At 35.3% G+C, this 18,355-nt stretch carries 21 protein-coding genes; 1 reads left to right on the forward strand and 20 read right to left on the reverse strand.

Annotated features, from left to right (window positions below):
- Positions 1–154: 154 nt before the first annotated feature.
- The 20 genes from trpA to ABEG11_RS05935 form a co-directional block, all read right to left on the reverse strand.
- Positions 155–916 carry a tryptophan synthase subunit alpha gene (gene trpA / locus ABEG11_RS05840; protein ID WP_348823253.1) on the reverse strand — a complete coding sequence of 254 codons (762 nt, stop codon included), beginning with the start codon at positions 914–916 and terminating at the stop codon, positions 155–157.
- 92 nt (positions 917–1,008) lie between these two features.
- Positions 1,009–1,383, reverse strand: coding sequence for a four helix bundle protein (locus ABEG11_RS05845; protein ID WP_194641956.1), 375 nt, complete (start codon positions 1,381–1,383; stop codon positions 1,009–1,011).
- Positions 1,384–1,533: 150 nt separating this feature from the next.
- Positions 1,534–2,025 (reverse strand): gamma-glutamylcyclotransferase family protein, encoded by a 492-nt coding sequence (locus ABEG11_RS05850; RefSeq protein ID WP_348823254.1) that lies wholly within the window; start codon positions 2,023–2,025, stop codon positions 1,534–1,536.
- Between the two features lie 121 nt (positions 2,026–2,146).
- Entirely contained in the window at positions 2,147–3,328 is a 1,182-nt protein-coding gene (gene trpB / locus ABEG11_RS05855; RefSeq protein ID WP_348823255.1) for a tryptophan synthase subunit beta, read from the reverse strand.
- 7 nt (positions 3,329–3,335) lie between these two features.
- The gene (locus ABEG11_RS05860; protein ID WP_348823256.1) at positions 3,336–3,971 is read right to left on the reverse strand and encodes a phosphoribosylanthranilate isomerase; all 636 of its coding nucleotides are present in this window, start codon (positions 3,969–3,971) and stop codon (positions 3,336–3,338) included.
- 81 nt (positions 3,972–4,052) lie between these two features.
- Positions 4,053–4,832, reverse strand: a complete 780-nt coding sequence (trpC, locus tag ABEG11_RS05865) for an indole-3-glycerol phosphate synthase TrpC (RefSeq protein WP_348823257.1) — start codon at positions 4,830–4,832, stop codon at positions 4,053–4,055.
- Positions 4,833–4,891: 59 nt separating this feature from the next.
- Positions 4,892–5,260 carry a four helix bundle protein gene (locus tag ABEG11_RS05870; RefSeq protein ID WP_348823258.1) on the reverse strand — a complete coding sequence of 123 codons (369 nt, stop codon included), beginning with the start codon at positions 5,258–5,260 and terminating at the stop codon, positions 4,892–4,894.
- Between the two features lie 126 nt (positions 5,261–5,386).
- Complete coding sequence (trpD, locus tag ABEG11_RS05875) at positions 5,387–6,379, reverse strand: anthranilate phosphoribosyltransferase (RefSeq protein ID WP_348823259.1); 993 nt, start codon at positions 6,377–6,379, stop codon at positions 5,387–5,389.
- Between the two features lie 62 nt (positions 6,380–6,441).
- Positions 6,442–6,849, reverse strand: a complete 408-nt coding sequence (locus ABEG11_RS05880) for a GNAT family N-acetyltransferase (RefSeq protein ID WP_281228585.1) — start codon at positions 6,847–6,849, stop codon at positions 6,442–6,444.
- 52 nt (positions 6,850–6,901) lie between these two features.
- The gene (locus ABEG11_RS05885; protein ID WP_348823260.1) at positions 6,902–7,741 is read right to left on the reverse strand and encodes a c-type cytochrome; all 840 of its coding nucleotides are present in this window, start codon (positions 7,739–7,741) and stop codon (positions 6,902–6,904) included.
- A 113-nt stretch (positions 7,742–7,854) separates the two neighbouring features.
- Entirely contained in the window at positions 7,855–8,421 is a 567-nt protein-coding gene (locus ABEG11_RS05890) for an anthranilate synthase component II (protein WP_348823261.1), read from the reverse strand.
- A gap of 6 nt (positions 8,422–8,427) precedes the next feature.
- Entirely contained in the window at positions 8,428–8,817 is a 390-nt protein-coding gene (locus tag ABEG11_RS05895) for a tautomerase family protein (RefSeq protein WP_348823262.1), read from the reverse strand.
- An 11-nt stretch (positions 8,818–8,828) separates the two neighbouring features.
- Positions 8,829–10,229, reverse strand: coding sequence for an anthranilate synthase component I family protein (locus tag ABEG11_RS05900; protein WP_348823263.1), 1,401 nt, complete (start codon positions 10,227–10,229; stop codon positions 8,829–8,831).
- Between the two features lie 264 nt (positions 10,230–10,493).
- Entirely contained in the window at positions 10,494–11,063 is a 570-nt protein-coding gene (locus ABEG11_RS05905) for a YceI family protein (protein WP_348823264.1), read from the reverse strand.
- Positions 11,064–11,329: 266 nt separating this feature from the next.
- Positions 11,330–12,607: a beta-helix domain-containing protein gene (locus ABEG11_RS05910; protein ID WP_348823265.1), complete on the reverse strand. Its 1,278-nt coding sequence runs from the start codon at positions 12,605–12,607 to the stop codon at positions 11,330–11,332.
- Positions 12,608–12,842: 235 nt separating this feature from the next.
- Positions 12,843–13,409, reverse strand: a complete 567-nt coding sequence (locus ABEG11_RS05915; protein WP_348823266.1) for a YceI family protein — start codon at positions 13,407–13,409, stop codon at positions 12,843–12,845.
- Positions 13,410–13,458: 49 nt separating this feature from the next.
- Complete coding sequence (locus ABEG11_RS05920) at positions 13,459–14,091, reverse strand: NAD(P)H-dependent oxidoreductase (protein WP_348823267.1); 633 nt, start codon at positions 14,089–14,091, stop codon at positions 13,459–13,461.
- An 8-nt stretch (positions 14,092–14,099) separates the two neighbouring features.
- Entirely contained in the window at positions 14,100–14,555 is a 456-nt protein-coding gene (locus ABEG11_RS05925) for a MarR family winged helix-turn-helix transcriptional regulator (RefSeq protein WP_348823268.1), read from the reverse strand.
- 132 nt (positions 14,556–14,687) lie between these two features.
- Positions 14,688–15,149 (reverse strand): SRPBCC family protein, encoded by a 462-nt coding sequence (locus ABEG11_RS05930; RefSeq protein WP_348823269.1) that lies wholly within the window; start codon positions 15,147–15,149, stop codon positions 14,688–14,690.
- A 149-nt stretch (positions 15,150–15,298) separates the two neighbouring features.
- Positions 15,299–15,736: a hypothetical protein gene (locus ABEG11_RS05935; protein WP_348823270.1), complete on the reverse strand. Its 438-nt coding sequence runs from the start codon at positions 15,734–15,736 to the stop codon at positions 15,299–15,301.
- 519 nt (positions 15,737–16,255) lie between these two features.
- Between ABEG11_RS05935 and dnaK the strand changes: the two genes are divergently transcribed.
- Positions 16,256–18,139, forward strand: a complete 1,884-nt coding sequence (gene dnaK / locus ABEG11_RS05940; protein WP_348823271.1) for a molecular chaperone DnaK — start codon at positions 16,256–16,258, stop codon at positions 18,137–18,139.
- Positions 18,140–18,355: the final 216 nt, after the last annotated feature.

Consider the following 18,355-nt stretch of genomic DNA (forward strand, 5'->3'; position numbering starts at 1 on the left):
GAATATCTTTTTTGTAAAAAAAAATATGTTTTTTGAAATATTAAACGAATATGGAGGAGGATAGTTTTATAAGATACAGACAAAAAAATAACCGCAGATTAGCAACTTAAAAATTTGCGAATCTGCGGTTAAAAAAAATATAAGAGGAAACTACTTATCGAATCGTCTTTACAAATTCTCCAATTTTTCCGCTTCCGTTTTCTTTCAAATGTGTGATAAAAGCACTTCCGATAATTGCGCCTTTAGCATACTGTGTGGCCTGATTAAAAGTTTCGGCATTGCTGATTCCAAAACCAACAATCTGAGGGTTTTTCAAATTCATATCGCCAATGCGTTTGAAGTATGCTTCCTGGGTGTTTCCAAAGCCAGACTGCGAACCCGTAACACTTGCCGAGCTTACCATATAAATAAATCCATCAGATACACTATCAATAAAACGGATACGCTCTTCCGAAGTCTGTGGTGTGATTAAGAATATATTCAGCAGACCGTATTTGTCAAAAGTAGCTTTATATTCATCAGCATAGACATCAACCGGCAGGTCAGGAATAATTAATCCGTCAATTCCAATTTCTGCACATTTTTGGCAGAAAGCTTCCACTCCGTATTGCAGCATTGGGTTGAAATATCCCATAATTACCAGCGGAATATTTACGCTTTTGCGAATATTCTTTAATTGGTCAAATAAAATTTGAGTGGTCATTCCGTTTTGTAAAGCGGCTGTAGAACTGGCTTGGATCGTAGGTCCATCGGCCAATGGATCACTGAATGGCAATCCTATTTCGATCATGTCGATACCGTTTTTCTCCAAATCCTGAATGATTTGTACGGTGTCGTTCAAGTTAGGATATCCAGCCGAAAAGTAGATGGAAAGTATCTTTTTGTCTTCTTGTAATTTTTGACTAATTCTGTTCATTTTTATATACGATTTACGATTTTGGATATACGATGTTAGATGTTTGATTTACGATTTTATATATCGTAAATCGTATATCGAATATCTACTTTTTATTTTGTATTATTTATTCGAGCTGTTTTTAATGATGAAACTATTATTGCAACAATTTCGTTAGCTTCTTTTTTTAGTAATTCTATTTCTGGCTGTAATTCTGTTTGTGTTTTTTCTATGGCTGTAATGTCAAAAAGCATTTCAAGAAAAAAATGACTTTCATCGGCTTCTTCTTCAACGATTTTTAATTTATTGATGAAGTCTGCTGTTGATTTAGCTCTTTGTGAAGCTCTATAATTAGCACCAACAGAACTAGAACATCTAATAAGCTGATTTACGTAAGCATTATATTCTCTTGATTTTGGTAACTTAGAACAAAGAATCCAGCAATCAATTGCAAATTTCTTAGTTCTCTTTAACATTAGTTCTTTCATTTTAATATACGATTTACAATATTTTACAATTTAAGATTTACGATGTTCGAAATGCGATATTATATTTATGCTTTAAAATTTAAATCATTAATTCTAAACATACAATATCGCATATCCAACTTCGACTATCCAATATCGTAAATCGTATATTTAAATCGCAGCACTATAAGCCCATGCATTTTGATTCGATTGCAGATGTACTTCTACGCGCTTGTAATGCAATCCTTCGTACAAATCAGCTTGGCGGAGTTCACTTTGAGTCACAATATATAATGTCCCACTAATGGTATCATTTGAATCCTGGGTTTCCATTATAATAGGGTAGTGTACTATTCCAAATTCTTCTTCAATCTGAATTTCATTTAGTTCATAACCCACCAATGTTTCTGGTGTTCCCTCAAGAATGCGGCCAAAAAGGTCTTGTTGTACATCAACATCTTGTAAAGTACCGTAAGCGAATAATTTTTGCATAGATTCAATTTTTGGAAATGTTATATCATTTATTATTAACTGAGCTTTTGATTTTTCTGGAGCAAAAAGATTATACATTTTCAGAAATAATCTTCCCGCTGTCCGCTGTATCTGTGTTCCCGAACCCCGGGAACACAGGATGCCGCTTCCATCGGGGCTAAAAGACAACATTTTTGCTTTTTTGCCATTATCCTCAAAAAAGATTGCTGTTCAACTCCACGTTTGTGTTTTTACTAAGATTCTGAAACATATCCAATATATTAGAAACTTAGTAACTCAGCATCTTTGCAACTTAGAATTTGAAATAATCTATATAGTTGTCCAAATCTTTGTCACCTCGGCCCGAAAGACTGATTACAACAATATCTGTTGGTTTGAATTTTTTCTGATCAAAAACAGCAAAAGCATGTGCACTTTCGATAGCAGGAATAATTCCTTCCAATTTGGTAAGCTGTAAACCTGCGTTCATGGCTTCATTATCGGTTACCGAAAAGAATTCCCCACGGCCGGTTTGTGCCAAATGGGCGTGCATAGGGCCAACTCCTGGGTAATCAAGACCTGCCGAAATCGAATACGGCTCTGTAATCTGACCATCAGGAGTCTGCATCAATAATGTTTTACAACCGTGAATAATGCCTACTTTTCCCAATTTGCTGGTAGCCGCGCTGTGTCCGCTGTTTACGCCTTTTCCGGCAGCTTCAACAGCAATGATTCCTACTTCCGGCTCATGTAAAAAGTGATAATAAGTTCCTGCTGCGTTGCTTCCGCCGCCAATACAAGCGACTACATAATCTGGGTTTTCACGGCCTTCTTTTTCTTTTAACTGCCATTTGATTTCTTCGGAAATAACGCTTTGAAAACGGGTCACCATATCTGGATAAGGATGCGGCCCGATAGCAGATCCGATGATATAATGAGTGTCAACTGGGTTATTAATCCAGTCGCGGATGGCTTCATTGGTTGCGTCTTTCAGCGTTCGGGATCCAGAAAGTGCCGGACGGACTTCGGCTCCCAGCATTTTCATACGGGCAACGTTTGGTGCCTGACGCGCAATGTCGATTTCACCCATGTACACGATGCAGTCCATGCCCATCAAGGCGCAGACTGTTGCAGTTGCCACCCCATGCTGACCTGCACCGGTTTCGGCAATAATACGTTTTTTGCCCAAACGTTTTGCAACTAATATCTGCCCAATAGTATTGTTGACTTTATGAGCACCGGTATGATTTAAGTCTTCTCTTTTGAGATAGATTTTGGTGTTGTATTTTTCAGAAAGCCTTTTTGCAAAATACAGTGGGCTTGGACGGCCTACATAATCTTTCAGCAATTGATTAAACTCTGCTTTAAAATCAGGTTCGGCTGTGATTTCTAAATATTTCTGGCGTAATTCTTCTACGTTTGGATATAACATTTCGGGAATGTAGGCTCCTCCAAATTCTCCGTAATAGCCTTTTTCGTTAACGTTGTATGACATTTTTATTTTATTTTAATTGTTTTGTAGAGACGCATTGCAATGCGTCTCTACATAATTGCACATTTTTTAATCCCGGTTCAATTTCAAATTTACTGTTTATGTCGATGGCATAAATGGGTAAATCGGTTTTCAAAATTGCTTCTACAGCATCCAATTCTTCAATCCCAATGCCACCGCTAAGGAAGAATGGTTTTGCCGAAGGATATTTCTCTAATATTTTCCAGTCGAAAGTGGTTCCGTTACCGCCGGGTAATTTTCCTTTGGTATCAAAAAGAAAATAATCACAAACAGATTCGTAAGGTTCCAGGGCGCTGAAATCAAAATTCTCGTCTGCAGAAAAGACTTTTATAATTTCGACGGAAGCACCAAATTTAGTTTTTATTTCCGTACAAAATGCAGCCGATTCCTGACCGTGTAATTGAACAGCCTGTAAGTTGTATTTTTCTACTTTTTCTTCAATTACAGTGATGCTTTCATTGACAAAAACTCCCGTTTTTTTAATGGATCTAGATAATTCAGGCATTTCTCCATCAAAATAGCGTGTCGATTTTGGCCAAAATATAAATCCCATATAATCAGGCAGGAGCGAACCTACTTCGAGCATATTATCGGGATATTTCATACCGCAGATTTTGAGTTTCATTTGTTTAATGCTTTAAGCAATAAGCTTTAGGCTTTATGCTAATTAATGATTTTTTAAAGCTTACGGCTTACAGCCTATTGCTTATAGTTGTCCAATAAATTCCGTTGCTGCTTTTCCGGCATTATCAGTTTTCATAAAGTTTTCACCAATCAGGAATCCTTTGTAGCCATAAGGTTTTAATTCATTGATGGCTTCGATTGATGAAATCCCGCTTTCAGAAACTTTTATAAATTCGTTCGGAATTTTGTCTGCCAGTTCTTTGCTGAAATCAAGGCTGACTTCGAAAGTTTTTAGGTTTCTGTTATTCACTCCAATCATGTCCAGTGTCGGCATAATTGATTTTTCCAGTTCTTCCAAATTATGAACTTCCAATAATACTTCCAATCCTAATCCTTTTGCAAACTCGGATAATGATTTGATTTCTTCACGCGTTAAAACCGCTGCGATTAATAAAATCAAATCAGCTCCGTGGGCTTTGGCTTCCAAAATTTGGTATTCGTCAACAATGAATTCTTTTCGCAACAGCGGAATATTTACAGATGCTCTCGCCAAAAGTAAATCGTCCAAAGAACCGCCAAAATACTTTCCATCTGTCAAAACCGAAATCCCGCAGGCACCGGCACTTTCATATCCTTTTACGACTTCTTCAACAGTAAAACCGTGATTGATAACCGCTTTTGAAGGAGAACGGCGTTTGTGTTCGGCGATGATTCCTGTGTTGCTGTTTCTCAAATTTTGACTTAAAGAAATTACTTTTTTTTCAAAGAAAACAGAGGATTCCAATTGCGAAACCGGAATGATGGATTTCTTTAAAACTACTTCTCTTTTTTTGTCGATTATAATTCTATCTAGTATGTTCATTTATTTTAATTTAAAGATTGAAAAATTTAAAGATTGAAAAATTTGTCATGTACAACAAATTACTCTTTAATTTTAGTGTTTAAATATTTTATAAAGTTGGATAAGTTTTGAGAAATCTCAATGCTTAAATTGTAACTTTTTTCAATTTCTAATTGCGGTATTAATTCTAATTCTCTGGCTAAAACAAGCATACTTCTAACTTCTGCACAACTTCCTTTTGAAATTTTGAGATAGCGTATTAATTGTTTATTGTTATTGTATTCAGAACCTTCAGCAATATTATTTGTAATCGATATGACAGCTCTTTTGATTTGATCTTTAAAGCTGTATTCTCTTTCAAAAGATTTATTTTCTAATAATCTAAAAATCAATTTGGCTAATTGAATTCCTTTTTGGTAAACTTCAAATTCTTCAAATGATTTTGTCATAATTTTTTAATTTAAAGATTAAATGAATTAAAAATTCTAATTTAAAAAATCAGTTTTTGATTTTAAGAGTTAAATATTTATTGCTGATAATCTTTTAATTTTTAAATAATTAAATCTTTTAATAATCTATTTACTTAATTCCTGTATTTTTTTCAAAGCTGAAAGTCCTTTTCCAGAAAGCAAACTTTCTTTGGCTTGTTCAAAACCTTCTTTAGGTGTGCATCCATTAACAGTTGCAATAGCAATTCCGGCATTGGCACAAACCACGTTGTTTTGAGCTTCGTTTCCTTTTCCGGAAATAATATTCATGAACATTTCTGCCGATTCTTCGATGGTTTTTCCGCCTTCAATTTCGCTTTGCGCTAAAAGGCGAACACCAAAATCAACAGGGTTTAGCATTCTCTCCTGTGAACTGGTAATGATTTTTGTTGGCCCGGTCAAAGACACTTCGTCATATCCGTCAAGCGAATGTAAAATCGTAAAATTGACATCGGTATTTTGGTATAAATAACCATACATTCTAGCCAATTCAAGATTGAAAACGCCCACCAATTGGTTTTGCGGAAAAGAAGGATTTACCATTGGTCCCAACATATTGAAAAAGGTTTTAACGCCTAATTCTTTTCGGATTGGTCCCACGTTTTTCATCGCAGGGTGAAACAAAGGTGCGTGCAAAATGGCAATACCCGCCTGATCAACGCATTTTTCGATAAACTGAGCGTCATTACTGAATTTAACTCCTAATTTTTCCATTACGTTACTCGAACCTGAAATAGAAGAAACTCCATAATTGCCGTGTTTAGCGACTTTGATTCCCGCACCAGCAGAAACAAAAGAAGCTAAAGTCGAAATGTTGAACGTGTCTTTTCCATCACCACCCGTTCCGCACAAATCGATAGTGTTATAATTGGATAAATCAACCCGAATGCACAATTCCAAAAGTGCTTCCCTAAATCCAGCTAACTCTTCGATGCTAATGCTTCGCATCATGTATACGGTCAGGAATGCTGAAATCTGACTTGGATTATAGCTTCCGCTAGAGATATTAACCAATACATTTTTGGCTTCTTCTTTCGTTAGAATTTCGTGGTTGATTAATCTGTTTAATATGTTTTTCATTTTTTTATTTGTTTATGTTGAGACGTTGCAATGCAACGTCTCTATCGCAACGTTTATAAATTCTAATGTTCATTTCCTTGATAAATCCACATTGGTTCTGTGTTTCCGGCGCGTTCAAAACCATTCTTTTTATAAAAATCTACTGCTTTTCCGTCTGCGGTGAGCATTTGCATGTGGAAGTGGCTGTATTTCTCCTGCATTTTGTCAACAATCATTTTTCCGATTCCTTTTCCCTGATATTCCGGAAGCACTAACAAATGCGGATAATAAACCGTTAAATGCCCGTCTGAAATGGCATTTCCAAGTCCGATTAGTTTTTTGTCTTCCCAAGCTGTGATCAGCGTTTCGGAATTCAGTAAACCATTGTATAGCTGAGTTGGTTTTTCTGCTGAGCTCCAACCGTTTGCTTTGTACAAGACCAATATGTCATCGAGATTTATATCTCTTGTTTCGGAAATTGTTATGTTCATTTTTTTTAAAGTTGCTAAGATTCTAAGATTTTATTTTTTATTTCTCTAACTTCTATTTTCTAACTTCTATTTTCTTTTCAGACATGTATTTCAAATAATCAACAATTTCCTGCGATTCTTGTTTTGTGATTCCTAATGTCGGCATTTTCACTTTGTTTCTGAAAGAAGCCGGATTTACAATATAATCGACCAATTCATTTTCTTTCCAATATTCGGTTACGTTTTTGGGATAATTTAATTCAGGTCCCATTTCGCCACCGATTCCGTTTATGGCGTGACAGGTAATACAATGTTTCTGATACAACGCAAAGCCTTTCAGTGCCCTTTCATCATCCTTTGGCTGTAAGGCTTCGATGTTTTTATTTTTTGGCTCCAAATGAAATTTGATTACATTATAAGGCCATTTGTATTCTTCATTGTCCGTAGGAGCTGAAGTGTAAACCAAATAAAACGGATCGGCATTCATTTCGTTTCCGTTTTTGACAATTTTCTCCCAATTGGAACCTTTTGGCGCATCCACATCTTTGAAAGCCAGAAACGATTTTGTTTCCAAAAATAATTCAAGAGGCATTTCGGGTTTGTAACCGTCTATGCATTCAAAAACAATCAGGGTGTTCTTGATGTCAACTTTTGATAAATCCAATTCATTTTTTAAAAGAAGCAATGCGTTTACGGCATGATATTTTTTCGTTTTATGATAAACGGGGTCGTTGATGACAGTGACAACAGTATCTTTTCCCAGTTTGTTTTTTGCCTGTAAATCCACTAAATCCAAAACCATTTCTGGTTGTGCAGTAACGGTTTGTTCTATTTTTTGCTCCTTTTGTTGGTTGCAGGAAAGAAAGCAAAAAATAAGACAAGACAAGATAAGATGGATTTTGATTGTTTTCATTGTCTTTTTATTTACGTTTCGTTGCGTAGAGACGTTGCAGTGCAACGTCTGACGACATCCCGTTGCGGATGTTGTAGATGGAGACGTTGCAGTGCAACGTCTCTACAATGCGGTTACGATTTCAACCAATTTTCCAAAATCTTTTTCCCGTTTGGTGTCAACACGCTTTCAGGGTGAAATTGTACACCTCGAACATCGTATGTTTTGTGTCTTAATGACATCACCTGACCATTTTCATCAAAGGAAGTGGCTTCCAAGACATCGGGAAGATTGGCATTCACAACCCAAGAATGGTAACGTCCCACCTCGAATTCATTTTCCAAACCTTCGAATAAAAGTTCATCGTTTACCGATTTTTTTACCAAAGTAGCTACTCCATGATATACTTTGTCCAGGTTGGATAATGTTCCGCCAAAAACTTCACCAATGGCCTGTTGTCCGAGGCATACGCCAAGGATACTTTTCGTTGGTGCGTATTTTGCAATAACCGCTTTCAATAACCCTGCTTCATCTGGAATTCCAGGACCGGGTGAAAGCAATATTTTTTCGAAACCTGAGATTTCATCGATGTCAAATTCATCGTTTCTGTAAACGGTAACTTCGCAATCCAAATCTTCTAAATAATGCACCAAGTTGTAAGTGAAACTATCGTAATTGTCTATGACTAGTATTTTTTTCATTTTTGTTTAAATATTAACTTTGTAATTCAACATTAATTCATCTCCACTTTTTCCTCGAATACCCCAATTGTGCATTGGAGTTTCAAATATTGTGATCTCGACATCCATGGACGAAATTTGTAATTCTCTTTCGAATTTTTCAAAAATAAGCTGATATAACTTTTTCTTGGCTTCGATGCTTCTTCCTTCAAAAGCGTTTATTTCTATAATGGTATGTTTTGCTGTTCTTCCCTCAAAATAGAAGAAACTGTCTTCGTCCATATAAATAAAGCGATGCGCCTTTTTTTCTTTCGGAAATTGAAAAGCTTCAAACATGCATTCGCTAATAATTTCGGATATTTTTTCCCTTATTGGATGAAGCTCTTTTTTGATTCCAAATATTTTAATCTGTCCCATCTTTCAGAATTTTAAATTGTTTCGGCCAAATCTAATGCTTTGTTCAAAGCCAGTAATTTATTGTAAACTTCCTGCATTTCGCTTTCTTCGTCAGAGCTGGCGACAATTCCGGCACCGGCTTGACAATGCAGTTGGTGATTTTTGCTTAGGAAAGTTCGAATCATAATCGCGTGGTTAAAATTGCCTTCAAAATCCATAAAACCAATGGCACCACCATAGAAATTACGATTTGTTTTCTCGTAATCTTCGATCAATTGCATGGCTCTGTGTTTTGGCGCTCCGCTTAAGGTTCCTGCTGGGAAAGTATCGGCTACTACTTGCATTGTTGTTGCTTTTTCGTGTAAATGTCCGGTCACTTTGGAAACCAAATGGATAACGTGGGAGAAAAACTGAACTTCTCTGTATTTTTCTACATTCACATTGTGACCGTGACGGCTCAAATCGTTTCGGGCCAAATCCACAAGCATTACGTGTTCGCTGTTTTCTTTTTTGTCTTCCGAAAGTTTTTTGGCTAAATCGGCGTCTTTTTCGTCATCGCCGGTTCTTCTGAAAGTTCCTGCGATTGGATGTATTTCAGCTTTGCGGTTTTTTACGATAATCTGAGCTTCGGGTGAAGAGCCAAATATTTTGAAATCGCCATAATCAAAAAAGAATAGGTAAGGGGAGGGGTTGATGCTTCTCAAGGCTCTGTAAACATTGAATTCGTCGCCTTTGAATCCTTGCGTAAACCTTCTTGATAACACCAATTGGAACACATCACCGCGGAAACAATGTTTTTTGGCCAAAGCCACATTCTGCTTGAATTCATCGTCGGTTAGGTTTGAAAAACCTTCTCCTTCTCTTGAAAATTTATACGAAGCAATGTTTCGGGATTGTAACAATTGCTCAATTTCCGAAATATTGTTTCTTCCGTCAAGGCTGTGACAGAATATGTACGCTTCGTTTTTGAAGTGATTGATGGCAATGATGTTTTGGTACACTGCATAATACACATCGGGAATGGTGTTGCTGTTTTCTTTTTTAGCAATGGTTACTTTTTCAAAATAACGAACGGCGTCATACGAAATGTAGCCAAACAATCCGTTATTGATGAATTTGAAGTCGTTTTTATCAGACTGGAATTGTCCTGAAAACTGCTGAATAACTTCAGGAATATTTGTGTTTGTATCAATTGCGATGTTTTCAGAAGTTCCGTCAGGAAAGTTTTTGAAAATGGTTTCGTTTTCAATTTTTATCGAAGCGATCGGATTACAGCAGATGTAGGAGAAACTGTTGTCGTTTCCGTGATAATCACTGCTCTCTAACAATAAGCTGTTTGGGAATTTATCCCTGATTTTAAAATAGATACTTACTGGCGTTATAGTGTCAGCAAGAATTTGTTTGTGATTGGTCTGTAGTTTATAGGTTTTCATATAGTGTTGATACTTAATTGTTTTTTTTGGAATAAAAAAAAGGCCTGTCGTGATGACAAGCCTTTTTATATTTATAGTTCAAATAATACTATAGGAGCTTACTTCACGACGTTTGACGTAAATTGTTCCACCACCAAGTATTGTTTGTTATTGTTCTCATAATGATTTCTGTTGAATGCAAATATATAAATGATATTTGTTTTGACAAAATACACAGAGAGAAAAAAAAGATATTTTTTTTAAATTTTTGTTAAATTACAATGATTAAAAAACTAAAATTACATGTAGTTCGAAATCATCATAAATTGTTTTATCACCCAAATCATCAAAATAGCTTCCTGATCCATACTTGATATCGTATTTGGTTCTGTTGACAATCAAGTTTGCTGCAGCTTTGTTTTTTCCGGCAATAACTAGATCAAATTGTACGGAGTTTGTTATTCCTTTAATTGTTAAGTCTGCGGTCACGAGGTAAGTATTGTTTCCTTTACTAGCGATACTTTTGAGGGTCAAGTTTGAAGTTGTAAAACTTGCCGTGCTGAAAAAATCTTCTGATTTTAGATGGCCTTCCAGTTTTTGTTTAGAACTTCCTGTCTGGTCATCATTGGATATGGTAGTCATATCTGCCGTAAAGCTTCCTCCAGCTAACTTTTTATCTTTAAAGATAATATAGCCATCCTTGAATTTTATACTCCCTTCATGTTCTCCCGTAATTTTTTTTCCAACCCAATGGATACTGCTCTTTGAAACGTCAATTTTATATTTTTGCGCATTTCCTATATAACAGGAAAAAAGAATCAGTAAGACGATGCCAAGTGATTTTAAGTTTCTCATATTTTTCTATATTAAATTAATAAAAAAGGCAAATACAAAGCTGATGAGATTAAGTTTTCGAATATAGGCAGGTATGGTTTTGTAAAATATATTATAAAGTTAATTCAAAATTTTCTAAATCAGTTAGTTAAGTTTTATTATTTGTTGCTGTGTTTTTGAATGATGTAATGTTGGTATGCAAAAAAATTAAACCTAAATCTAACATTGCTAAAAAAAAGAAACCTGATAGAATGTATCAGGTTTCACGATAATTAGATGATGTTCAGCTATTTTATGCTCACTATTGAATTTATGCTTCTGGCTCTAAAATCGGGTGAATTCTTAACATCAGATTGTATGAATAATTCAGTGCTGTTGGATTTTGTGATTTCTAATGAAAAAGTATCATTATTATACCAAGTGTTCAGCTCAGAGTTAAAGCTTGGGTTTTCGCTCAGAACTATACCAGCACATCGATTTACCTGTATGCCTTGAATGTTTATTTTTGCCAGATTAGCTGGAAATGCTCCTATTTTATTTTCGAGCAGAACACAGCTGCTAAAACCGTCAATGATGCTGTTATTGATATTAAAATAACTTTTTTCCTTGATGTAAACCGCCTCTCTTACTAATCCTTGATTATTATCTTCGGTATTTATCATGGTCATGTTATTGGCTGTGATTTTGGTTAATTTTTTGCTGATGTCTGCATTTTCAATTTTATCGTACGAGTCAATTTCAAAACAGCGTGAACCTGATATGTCCGATGAATACGGATTTCGAATGGCAATACTATTCGAAATAGTACATTGAACACCTTGCGTGAAATCAAAATCGTCATCAGTTGCCCTAAAGGATATCAGATGATTAAAATTTACATCACCTCCATAGGATTCAAATGAATCATCGTTAGAAAAACTAATCTGGATAAAGTCGAACTTAGTGCCGTTTCCTACACCTCCCAATGACAATCCATTCAGTTCCTTAAGTGCATTGATTTTGTGTCCTGAATATTCGATGCGTACATATTTTAGAATTCCTGAATTGCTATTTGGATTTTCCCCTCCATAATAACTAACAGCAGGATCGAGATTGAAATCCAAAAAGCTTATGCCTCCAATTTTATTGATAGGTGCTTCTCCCAATATAATAATGCCTCCCCAATCGCCAGGCCTTCTCATTAAATTCGAGCTGTTTGAAGTAAATACAATGGGTTCAGCAATAGTTCCTTCGGCTATAATTTTACAGCCTTTAGTAATTATAAGTGTGCCGCAAGATTCTTTATCTCCTCTGATAACTGTTCCAGGTTCTATTGTTAAGACGGCTTTATTGGTTACATAAACCGTCCCGATTAATTTATAAGTATTGTTTTTGGTTAACTTTAAGTCTTGGTCTATGACACCTGTTAAAACCTGATTTGCTTCCTTATAAGCTGTTGCTGCTGGTGTAAAATTTGTCCAATGGCTGAACCAGTTGGTATCACCGGTAATTCCTTTTGTCTGTTGTGCTTTTGATTGAAAGAATGATGAAAAAATGATAAGGACTAAGAGTAGTTTTGTTTTCATGAAACTGATAATTGTACGGTTTTTTGTTGTTAGTTTTTCTATTTCAAAATTACCATTACAATGTTTTTGAGATATTTTCTAAATGTTACCTGTTCATGATTTTTAAGTTAACGGTATTTTATTTGGGTGTGGTTCCGAATTTTTCGTGCATTTTGTTTTCACTAATTGATTTGTATATAAAAAAAATACCCCCAGCAAAAACGCCGAGGGTACTTTCCACAATTAAAATCTAATATTAGAAATTCAAATTTACTGTTAATTCAAATTCGTCATAGATAGCTTTGTCTCCAATGCTTTCGAAGAATGACTTAGAGTTGTATTTAATATCGTATTTAGTTCTGTCTACATTGAAAGCTGTAGTTGCAGTGTTTCCTTTTACGGTGATATCAAAAGAAACTGGTTTAGTGATTCCTTTAATAGTCAAATCAGCTGTTACAGAGTAAACATCTTTTCCTTTTGGAGCAACAGTTTTGAAAACTAAAGTTGAAGTTGGAAATTTATCAGTTCCAAAAAAGTCATCAGCTTTTAAGTGACCGTTTAATTTTCCTTGGTATTCACCTGTAATATCGGTAGCTGTCAAAGAAGTCATATCTACAGTGAAAGTTCCTCCTTTTAAAGCGTTTTTCTTGAATACTAATGCGCCACTTTTAAAAGCTACAGTTCCAGAGTGCTGTCCTGTTACTTTTTTTCCAACCCAGTTAATGTTGCTTTTCGCAACATCAATTTTTTTTGTTTGTGCAGTTACTGCTAATGTAGATAATGCTGCTACGAATGCCAAGGCAATAGTTTTGAAATTTTTCATAGTTTTGAAATTTGTTTAAATTAAATTGAATTAGTAATTATTGTTAAGATTATAAAGTTATAAATAATTCTTCTTGTGATTTTCTTACTTTTTTGTAAAATTGAGCAGCATCTTCTTCATGACGGTACCCTATAGTTGCGATAAGCGAAGCATTAAGGTTTAATTTGTCTAAACCTAATATTTCGTTAACTTGAGCAGGTACAAAACCTTCCATTGGTGTAACGTCTATTTTTAATTCGGCTGCGGCGTTCAATAAGTTTCCTAATGCTAAATAGGTTTGTTTTGATGTCCAGATGCTCTTAACAGCTGGTTCCAAAGATGATATTTTAGATTTAATGAAGTCTCCATATCCTGCCAATGATTCCAATGGTGTTTCTCTCTCTATACTGATTGTGTTTATAAAAGAATCTATAGCTTCATCCCCAATATTGGTGTCATTTGCAAAAATGAATAGATGTGATGCATCTACTATTTGAGTTTGTCCCCAGGCCGCAGGCTGTAATTGTGCTCTTAATTCTGGATTTTCAACAATTATTACTTTATATGGCTGTAATCCGTATGAAGAAGAGCTTAAACGAATAGCTTCTTTTAATGTATGTAAGTCTTCTGCTGAAACTTTTTTAGTGGCATCAAATTTCTTTGTTGCGTATCTCCAATTCTGGTTGTTTAAAAAATTGCTCATGTTTGTATTTATTTAGTTCTGTATTTTTCTAATAATGTATTTAATTGTTCAAGTTCTTCGCTGCTTAAATTTTTGGCAAAAAACTCTTCATGTTCCTGTACTTTTGGATCTAGTTCAGCTAATAAATCAAGACCTTTTTGAGTGATCAGAACTTCAATTTTTCTTCGGTTATCTGGGCATACGTTGCGGGTAACCAAATCTTTCAATAATAATTTGTCAACTAATCGCGTTGTATTGCTTGTTTTGGCCAGCATTCTTTCCTGTATAATGCACATATTGGCTGGACAGCCTTTTTGTCCTCTCAATATTCGCAATACATTGAATTGTTCACCTGAAATGTCATAAGGTTTTATAATATCATTAAAGCGTTCTGTAACTACATTTACTGTATACATTATATTCAAAACAATTTGTTTTGCTTTACTGTATTCAACCGTGCTTTTTAATTCATCTTCAATCTTCATGATACATGTTCTTATTTGTTGGTACAAATGTAACACTAATTATATTTGTATATACAAATGTTGATGTTAATTTTTTGTTAATAAATAAAGCTTTGATAATATAGGTAAGAATTTTTAAAATAGAGAATCCTATTAAAGAAGCATTGATTTTAATTCATTTTCAAGCCTGTCGAAGTTTTCTTCATTTTTGTCTACTACAAAAGGCTTTAATTTGTTGCATTCCTCAATAGTGTCAAAAAGCATTTTAAAAATAATTTTTGTTTTGTCATGGGAGAGTTCTTCAAAGGTGGCTAATACTTGAAATAATGGTTTAGTATGGCGTTTCCAAGCAATTAATGAAGGTTTTTCTATTTTTATAAATTCACATTCGTTTGGGTAATTTCCTTTTTCGGGACCGTGCATAATAAAACTCCATTTGCCTCCAACACGGAAATCAAATTCATTAAAAGTATTGGTGAAACCTGCTGGTCCCCACCATTTTTTTAAGTGTTCAGGTTCTGTCCAAGCCCGATAGACAAGTTCTCTCGGTGCATTTATAATTCTTGAACTTACTATTTCGCTCTCTGGAGCTGTTGCTGTATTTTCTGCTGTCATTATTGTTTCTCAGTTCAAATTGTGTTTTTATAGTTCTTTCAAATATACTAAAAGTACAGTGTTTTATACAGTCCATTCTATAGAGCCGTGTATAAAAATACAAAAGCCCTGAGATTTTCTTTCAGGGCTTCGTATACAAAAGGAATGTATTACAGCTTTACAGTTAATCCTACGGCAGGCGATAAACCCGATACATTTCCGCCGGCAATTTCTACATATAGTCCCCATTTATCATTCCAAAACCATCGTCCTCCAACTTGAAGCCCAAGATTAAGGTCACTTTCATTGTCATGATCATTGTCTCCCATGTAAACGGAGTATCCAGCGTTCAATCCGCCATATACATCCCAGGCAGGATCTGAAATTTCAAATACATTGTCAAAATAATAGTTGGCTTTTACACCTAGATTTAACCAGTCAAGATCAAAATTGGTTCCAATACCGGGAGCAATTGTAATGTCTTTGTGGACAGGGATTTCATAATTAATTCCAAGAAGGCCAAAATTTAATTCTTTTCGGGCTTGTGCAGATACACTTGAAAAACTAAATGACAATGCAAAAACGAACAGTAAAATTGTTTTTTTCATAATAATTTGAATTAAAAAGGTTTAACACAAATATAAATCTTTTTTTGCTGATTCTATTAAGATAATTCGTCTATTTCGCTAGCAATGAGGGGAGTATTGCAAGAGGGATAGGAGCCAATGTCATTAAGTTAAGCTTTATTTCACTCTCGCAAAGACGCAGAAGCGCAAAGTTAAAATCGGATTCCTTTGCGTCTTAGCGTCTCTGCGAGAATTATATTTAGACAAACTTTAATAAGAAATCCTTAACTTAATGACATTAGGATAGAGCAGACTACCGAAATAGTGCGGATAGCCCGACCGCATTATGGAAAGGAGCCGAATATATGCCAGCTGCATCTGGCTCCTTTTTATAATGGGGTCTTGCCCAAATAAATTTCAAAATGTCAGTTTGTCATATTGTTTTATGCCAATTTTATTATAAACTGACAATTTACTCGGTTTTTTATATTGGCACAGTGATTGCTTTTGAGTCTTCGAGTTATTAAAACGAGTATATAATAAAAATTAAATATATTAAAAATGGGTAAAATAATCGGAATTGATTTAGGTACTACGAACTCTTGCGTATCTGTAATGGAAGGTAATGAAGCAGTTGTTATTCCTAATGCAGAAGGAAAAAGAACTACACCATCTATCATCGCTTTTGTTGAAGGTGGAGAAATTAAAGTGGGTGATCCTGCTAAAAGACAAGCAGTAACTAATCCAACTAAGACTATTGCTTCTGTTAAACGTTTTATGGGACACACTTTTGCTGAAATCACTGAGGAAGCAAAAAGAGTACCTTATTCAGTAGTAAAAGGGGACAACAATACACCACGTGTGGATATTGACGGCCGTTTGTACACTGCACAGGAATTGTCTGCAATGACACTTCAAAAAATGAAAAAAACTGCTGAAGACTATTTAGGTCAAACTGTAACTGAAGCAGTTATTACTGTTCCTGCATATTTTAACGATGCTCAGCGTCAGGCTACTAAAGAAGCTGGTGAAATTGCTGGTCTTAAAGTTATGCGTATCATCAATGAGCCAACTGCTGCTGCACTTGCTTATGGATTGGACAAAAAAGGAACTGACCAAAAAATTGCTGTTTACGATTTAGGTGGAGGTACTTTCGATATCTCTGTTCTTGAATTAGGAGACGGTGTATTCGAAGTATTGTCTACTGATGGTGATACTCACTTAGGAGGTGATGATTTTGACCACGAAATTATTGACTGGTTAGCTGACGAATTCAATGCTGAAGAAGGTGTTGACTTGCGTTTGGATCCAATGTCATTACAGCGTATCAAAGAAGCTGCTGAAAAAGCAAAAATCGAATTGTCTTCTTCTGCAGAAACTGAAATCAACTTGCCATACGTTACGGCTACCGCTTCTGGACCAAAACACTTAGTGAAAAAATTATCAAGAGCTAAATTTGAGCAATTGACAGATTCATTAGTAAAACGTTCTATGGCACCAGTTGCTAAAGCGTTGAAAAATGCTGGTTTATCAGTTTCTGATATTGACGAAGTTATCTTAGTTGGTGGTTCTACTCGTATCCCAAAAATTGTTGAAGAAGTTGAAAAATTCTTCGGTAAAAAAGCATCTAAAGGTGTTAACCCTGATGAAGTTGTTGCAATTGGAGCAGCTATTCAAGGTGGAGTTCTTTCTGGAGATGTAAAAGATGTATTGTTACTTGACGTTACTCCATTATCTTTAGGTATCGAAACTATGGGTGGTGTAATGACTACGCTAATAGAGGCTAACACTACTATTCCAACCAAAAAATCTCAAGTATTCTCTACAGCTGCAGATTCTCAGCCATCAGTTGAAATCCATGTATTGCAAGGAGCTAGAGCAATGGCTGCTGATAATAAAACTATTGGCCGTTTCCACTTAGATGGTATTCCGCCAGCACCAAGAGGAGTTCCTCAAATCGAAGTAACTTTTGATATTGATGCTAATGGTATCATTAAAGTTTCTGCGACTGATAAAGGAACTGGAAAATCTCACGATATCCGTATCGAAGCTTCTTCTGGATTGACTGCTGAAGAAATCGAAAGAATGAAAAAAGATGCTGAGGCAAATGCTGATGCTGACAAAGCGGCAAAAGAAAGAGCTGAAAAATTGAACGAAGCTGATGGAATGATCTTCCAGACTGAGTCTCAATTGAAAGAACTTGGAGATAAATTATCTGATGATAACAAAGTTGCTGTAGAATATGCTTTGACTGAATTGAGAATGGCTCACCAATCTCAAGACTTGACAGCAATCCAAACGGCTCTTGACAACATTAACGCAGCTTGGAAAAAAGCTACTGAAGCAATGTATGCTCAAGGAGAACAAGGTCAGGCTGCTGCTGAGCCACAAGCTCAATCGCAAGGAGACAATGTTGAAGACGTTGAATTCGAAGAAGTAAAATAATCTTTTAGATAAAAGATAATAGACTTTTTAGATTATAATAAACCGAGCTGGAAATGGCTCGGTTTTTTTTGTTTAACAAAATTTTAGATATTATTGTTCAATTATAACTTCACCCAATAATGCCAGGGTAGTTTTGATTGTGATGTCACTGATATTTAGAACCAGTTTTCATGGCAAGGTTTTGGAATTAAAATTTTTATTTTATGAGCAATTTGC

The organism is Flavobacterium aestuarii (assembly GCF_040049115.1).
Classification (GTDB): domain Bacteria; phylum Bacteroidota; class Bacteroidia; order Flavobacteriales; family Flavobacteriaceae; genus Flavobacterium; species Flavobacterium aestuarii.

Bases quoted from the DNA above. Each gene is read 5' to 3' on its own strand.
- trpA (WP_348823253.1), bottom strand. From the start codon at position 916: ATGAACAGAATTAGTCAAAAATTACAAGAAGACAAAAAGATACTTTCC.
- ABEG11_RS05845 (WP_194641956.1), bottom strand. From the start codon at position 1,383: ATGAAAGAACTAATGTTAAAGAGAACTAAGAAATTTGCAATTGATTGC.
- ABEG11_RS05850 (WP_348823254.1), bottom strand. From the start codon at position 2,025: ATGTTGTCTTTTAGCCCCGATGGAAGCGGCATCCTGTGTTCCCGGGGT.
- trpB (WP_348823255.1), bottom strand. From the start codon at position 3,328: ATGTCATACAACGTTAACGAAAAAGGCTATTACGGAGAATTTGGAGGA.
- ABEG11_RS05860 (WP_348823256.1), bottom strand. From the start codon at position 3,971: ATGAAACTCAAAATCTGCGGTATGAAATATCCCGATAATATGCTCGAA.
- trpC (WP_348823257.1), bottom strand. From the start codon at position 4,832: ATGAACATACTAGATAGAATTATAATCGACAAAAAAAGAGAAGTAGTT.
- ABEG11_RS05870 (WP_348823258.1), bottom strand. From the start codon at position 5,260: ATGACAAAATCATTTGAAGAATTTGAAGTTTACCAAAAAGGAATTCAA.
- trpD (WP_348823259.1), bottom strand. From the start codon at position 6,379: ATGAAAAACATATTAAACAGATTAATCAACCACGAAATTCTAACGAAA.
- ABEG11_RS05880 (WP_281228585.1), bottom strand. From the start codon at position 6,849: ATGAACATAACAATTTCCGAAACAAGAGATATAAATCTCGATGACATA.
- ABEG11_RS05885 (WP_348823260.1), bottom strand. From the start codon at position 7,741: ATGAAAACAATCAAAATCCATCTTATCTTGTCTTGTCTTATTTTTTGC.
- ABEG11_RS05890 (WP_348823261.1), bottom strand. From the start codon at position 8,421: ATGAAAAAAATACTAGTCATAGACAATTACGATAGTTTCACTTACAAC.
- ABEG11_RS05895 (WP_348823262.1), bottom strand. From the start codon at position 8,817: ATGGGACAGATTAAAATATTTGGAATCAAAAAAGAGCTTCATCCAATA.
- ABEG11_RS05900 (WP_348823263.1), bottom strand. From the start codon at position 10,229: ATGAAAACCTATAAACTACAGACCAATCACAAACAAATTCTTGCTGAC.
- ABEG11_RS05905 (WP_348823264.1), bottom strand. From the start codon at position 11,063: ATGAGAAACTTAAAATCACTTGGCATCGTCTTACTGATTCTTTTTTCC.
- ABEG11_RS05910 (WP_348823265.1), bottom strand. From the start codon at position 12,607: ATGAAAACAAAACTACTCTTAGTCCTTATCATTTTTTCATCATTCTTT.
- ABEG11_RS05915 (WP_348823266.1), bottom strand. From the start codon at position 13,409: ATGAAAAATTTCAAAACTATTGCCTTGGCATTCGTAGCAGCATTATCT.
- ABEG11_RS05920 (WP_348823267.1), bottom strand. From the start codon at position 14,091: ATGAGCAATTTTTTAAACAACCAGAATTGGAGATACGCAACAAAGAAA.
- ABEG11_RS05925 (WP_348823268.1), bottom strand. From the start codon at position 14,555: ATGAAGATTGAAGATGAATTAAAAAGCACGGTTGAATACAGTAAAGCA.
- ABEG11_RS05930 (WP_348823269.1), bottom strand. From the start codon at position 15,149: ATGACAGCAGAAAATACAGCAACAGCTCCAGAGAGCGAAATAGTAAGT.
- ABEG11_RS05935 (WP_348823270.1), bottom strand. From the start codon at position 15,736: ATGAAAAAAACAATTTTACTGTTCGTTTTTGCATTGTCATTTAGTTTT.
- dnaK (WP_348823271.1), top strand. From the start codon at position 16,256: ATGGGTAAAATAATCGGAATTGATTTAGGTACTACGAACTCTTGCGTA.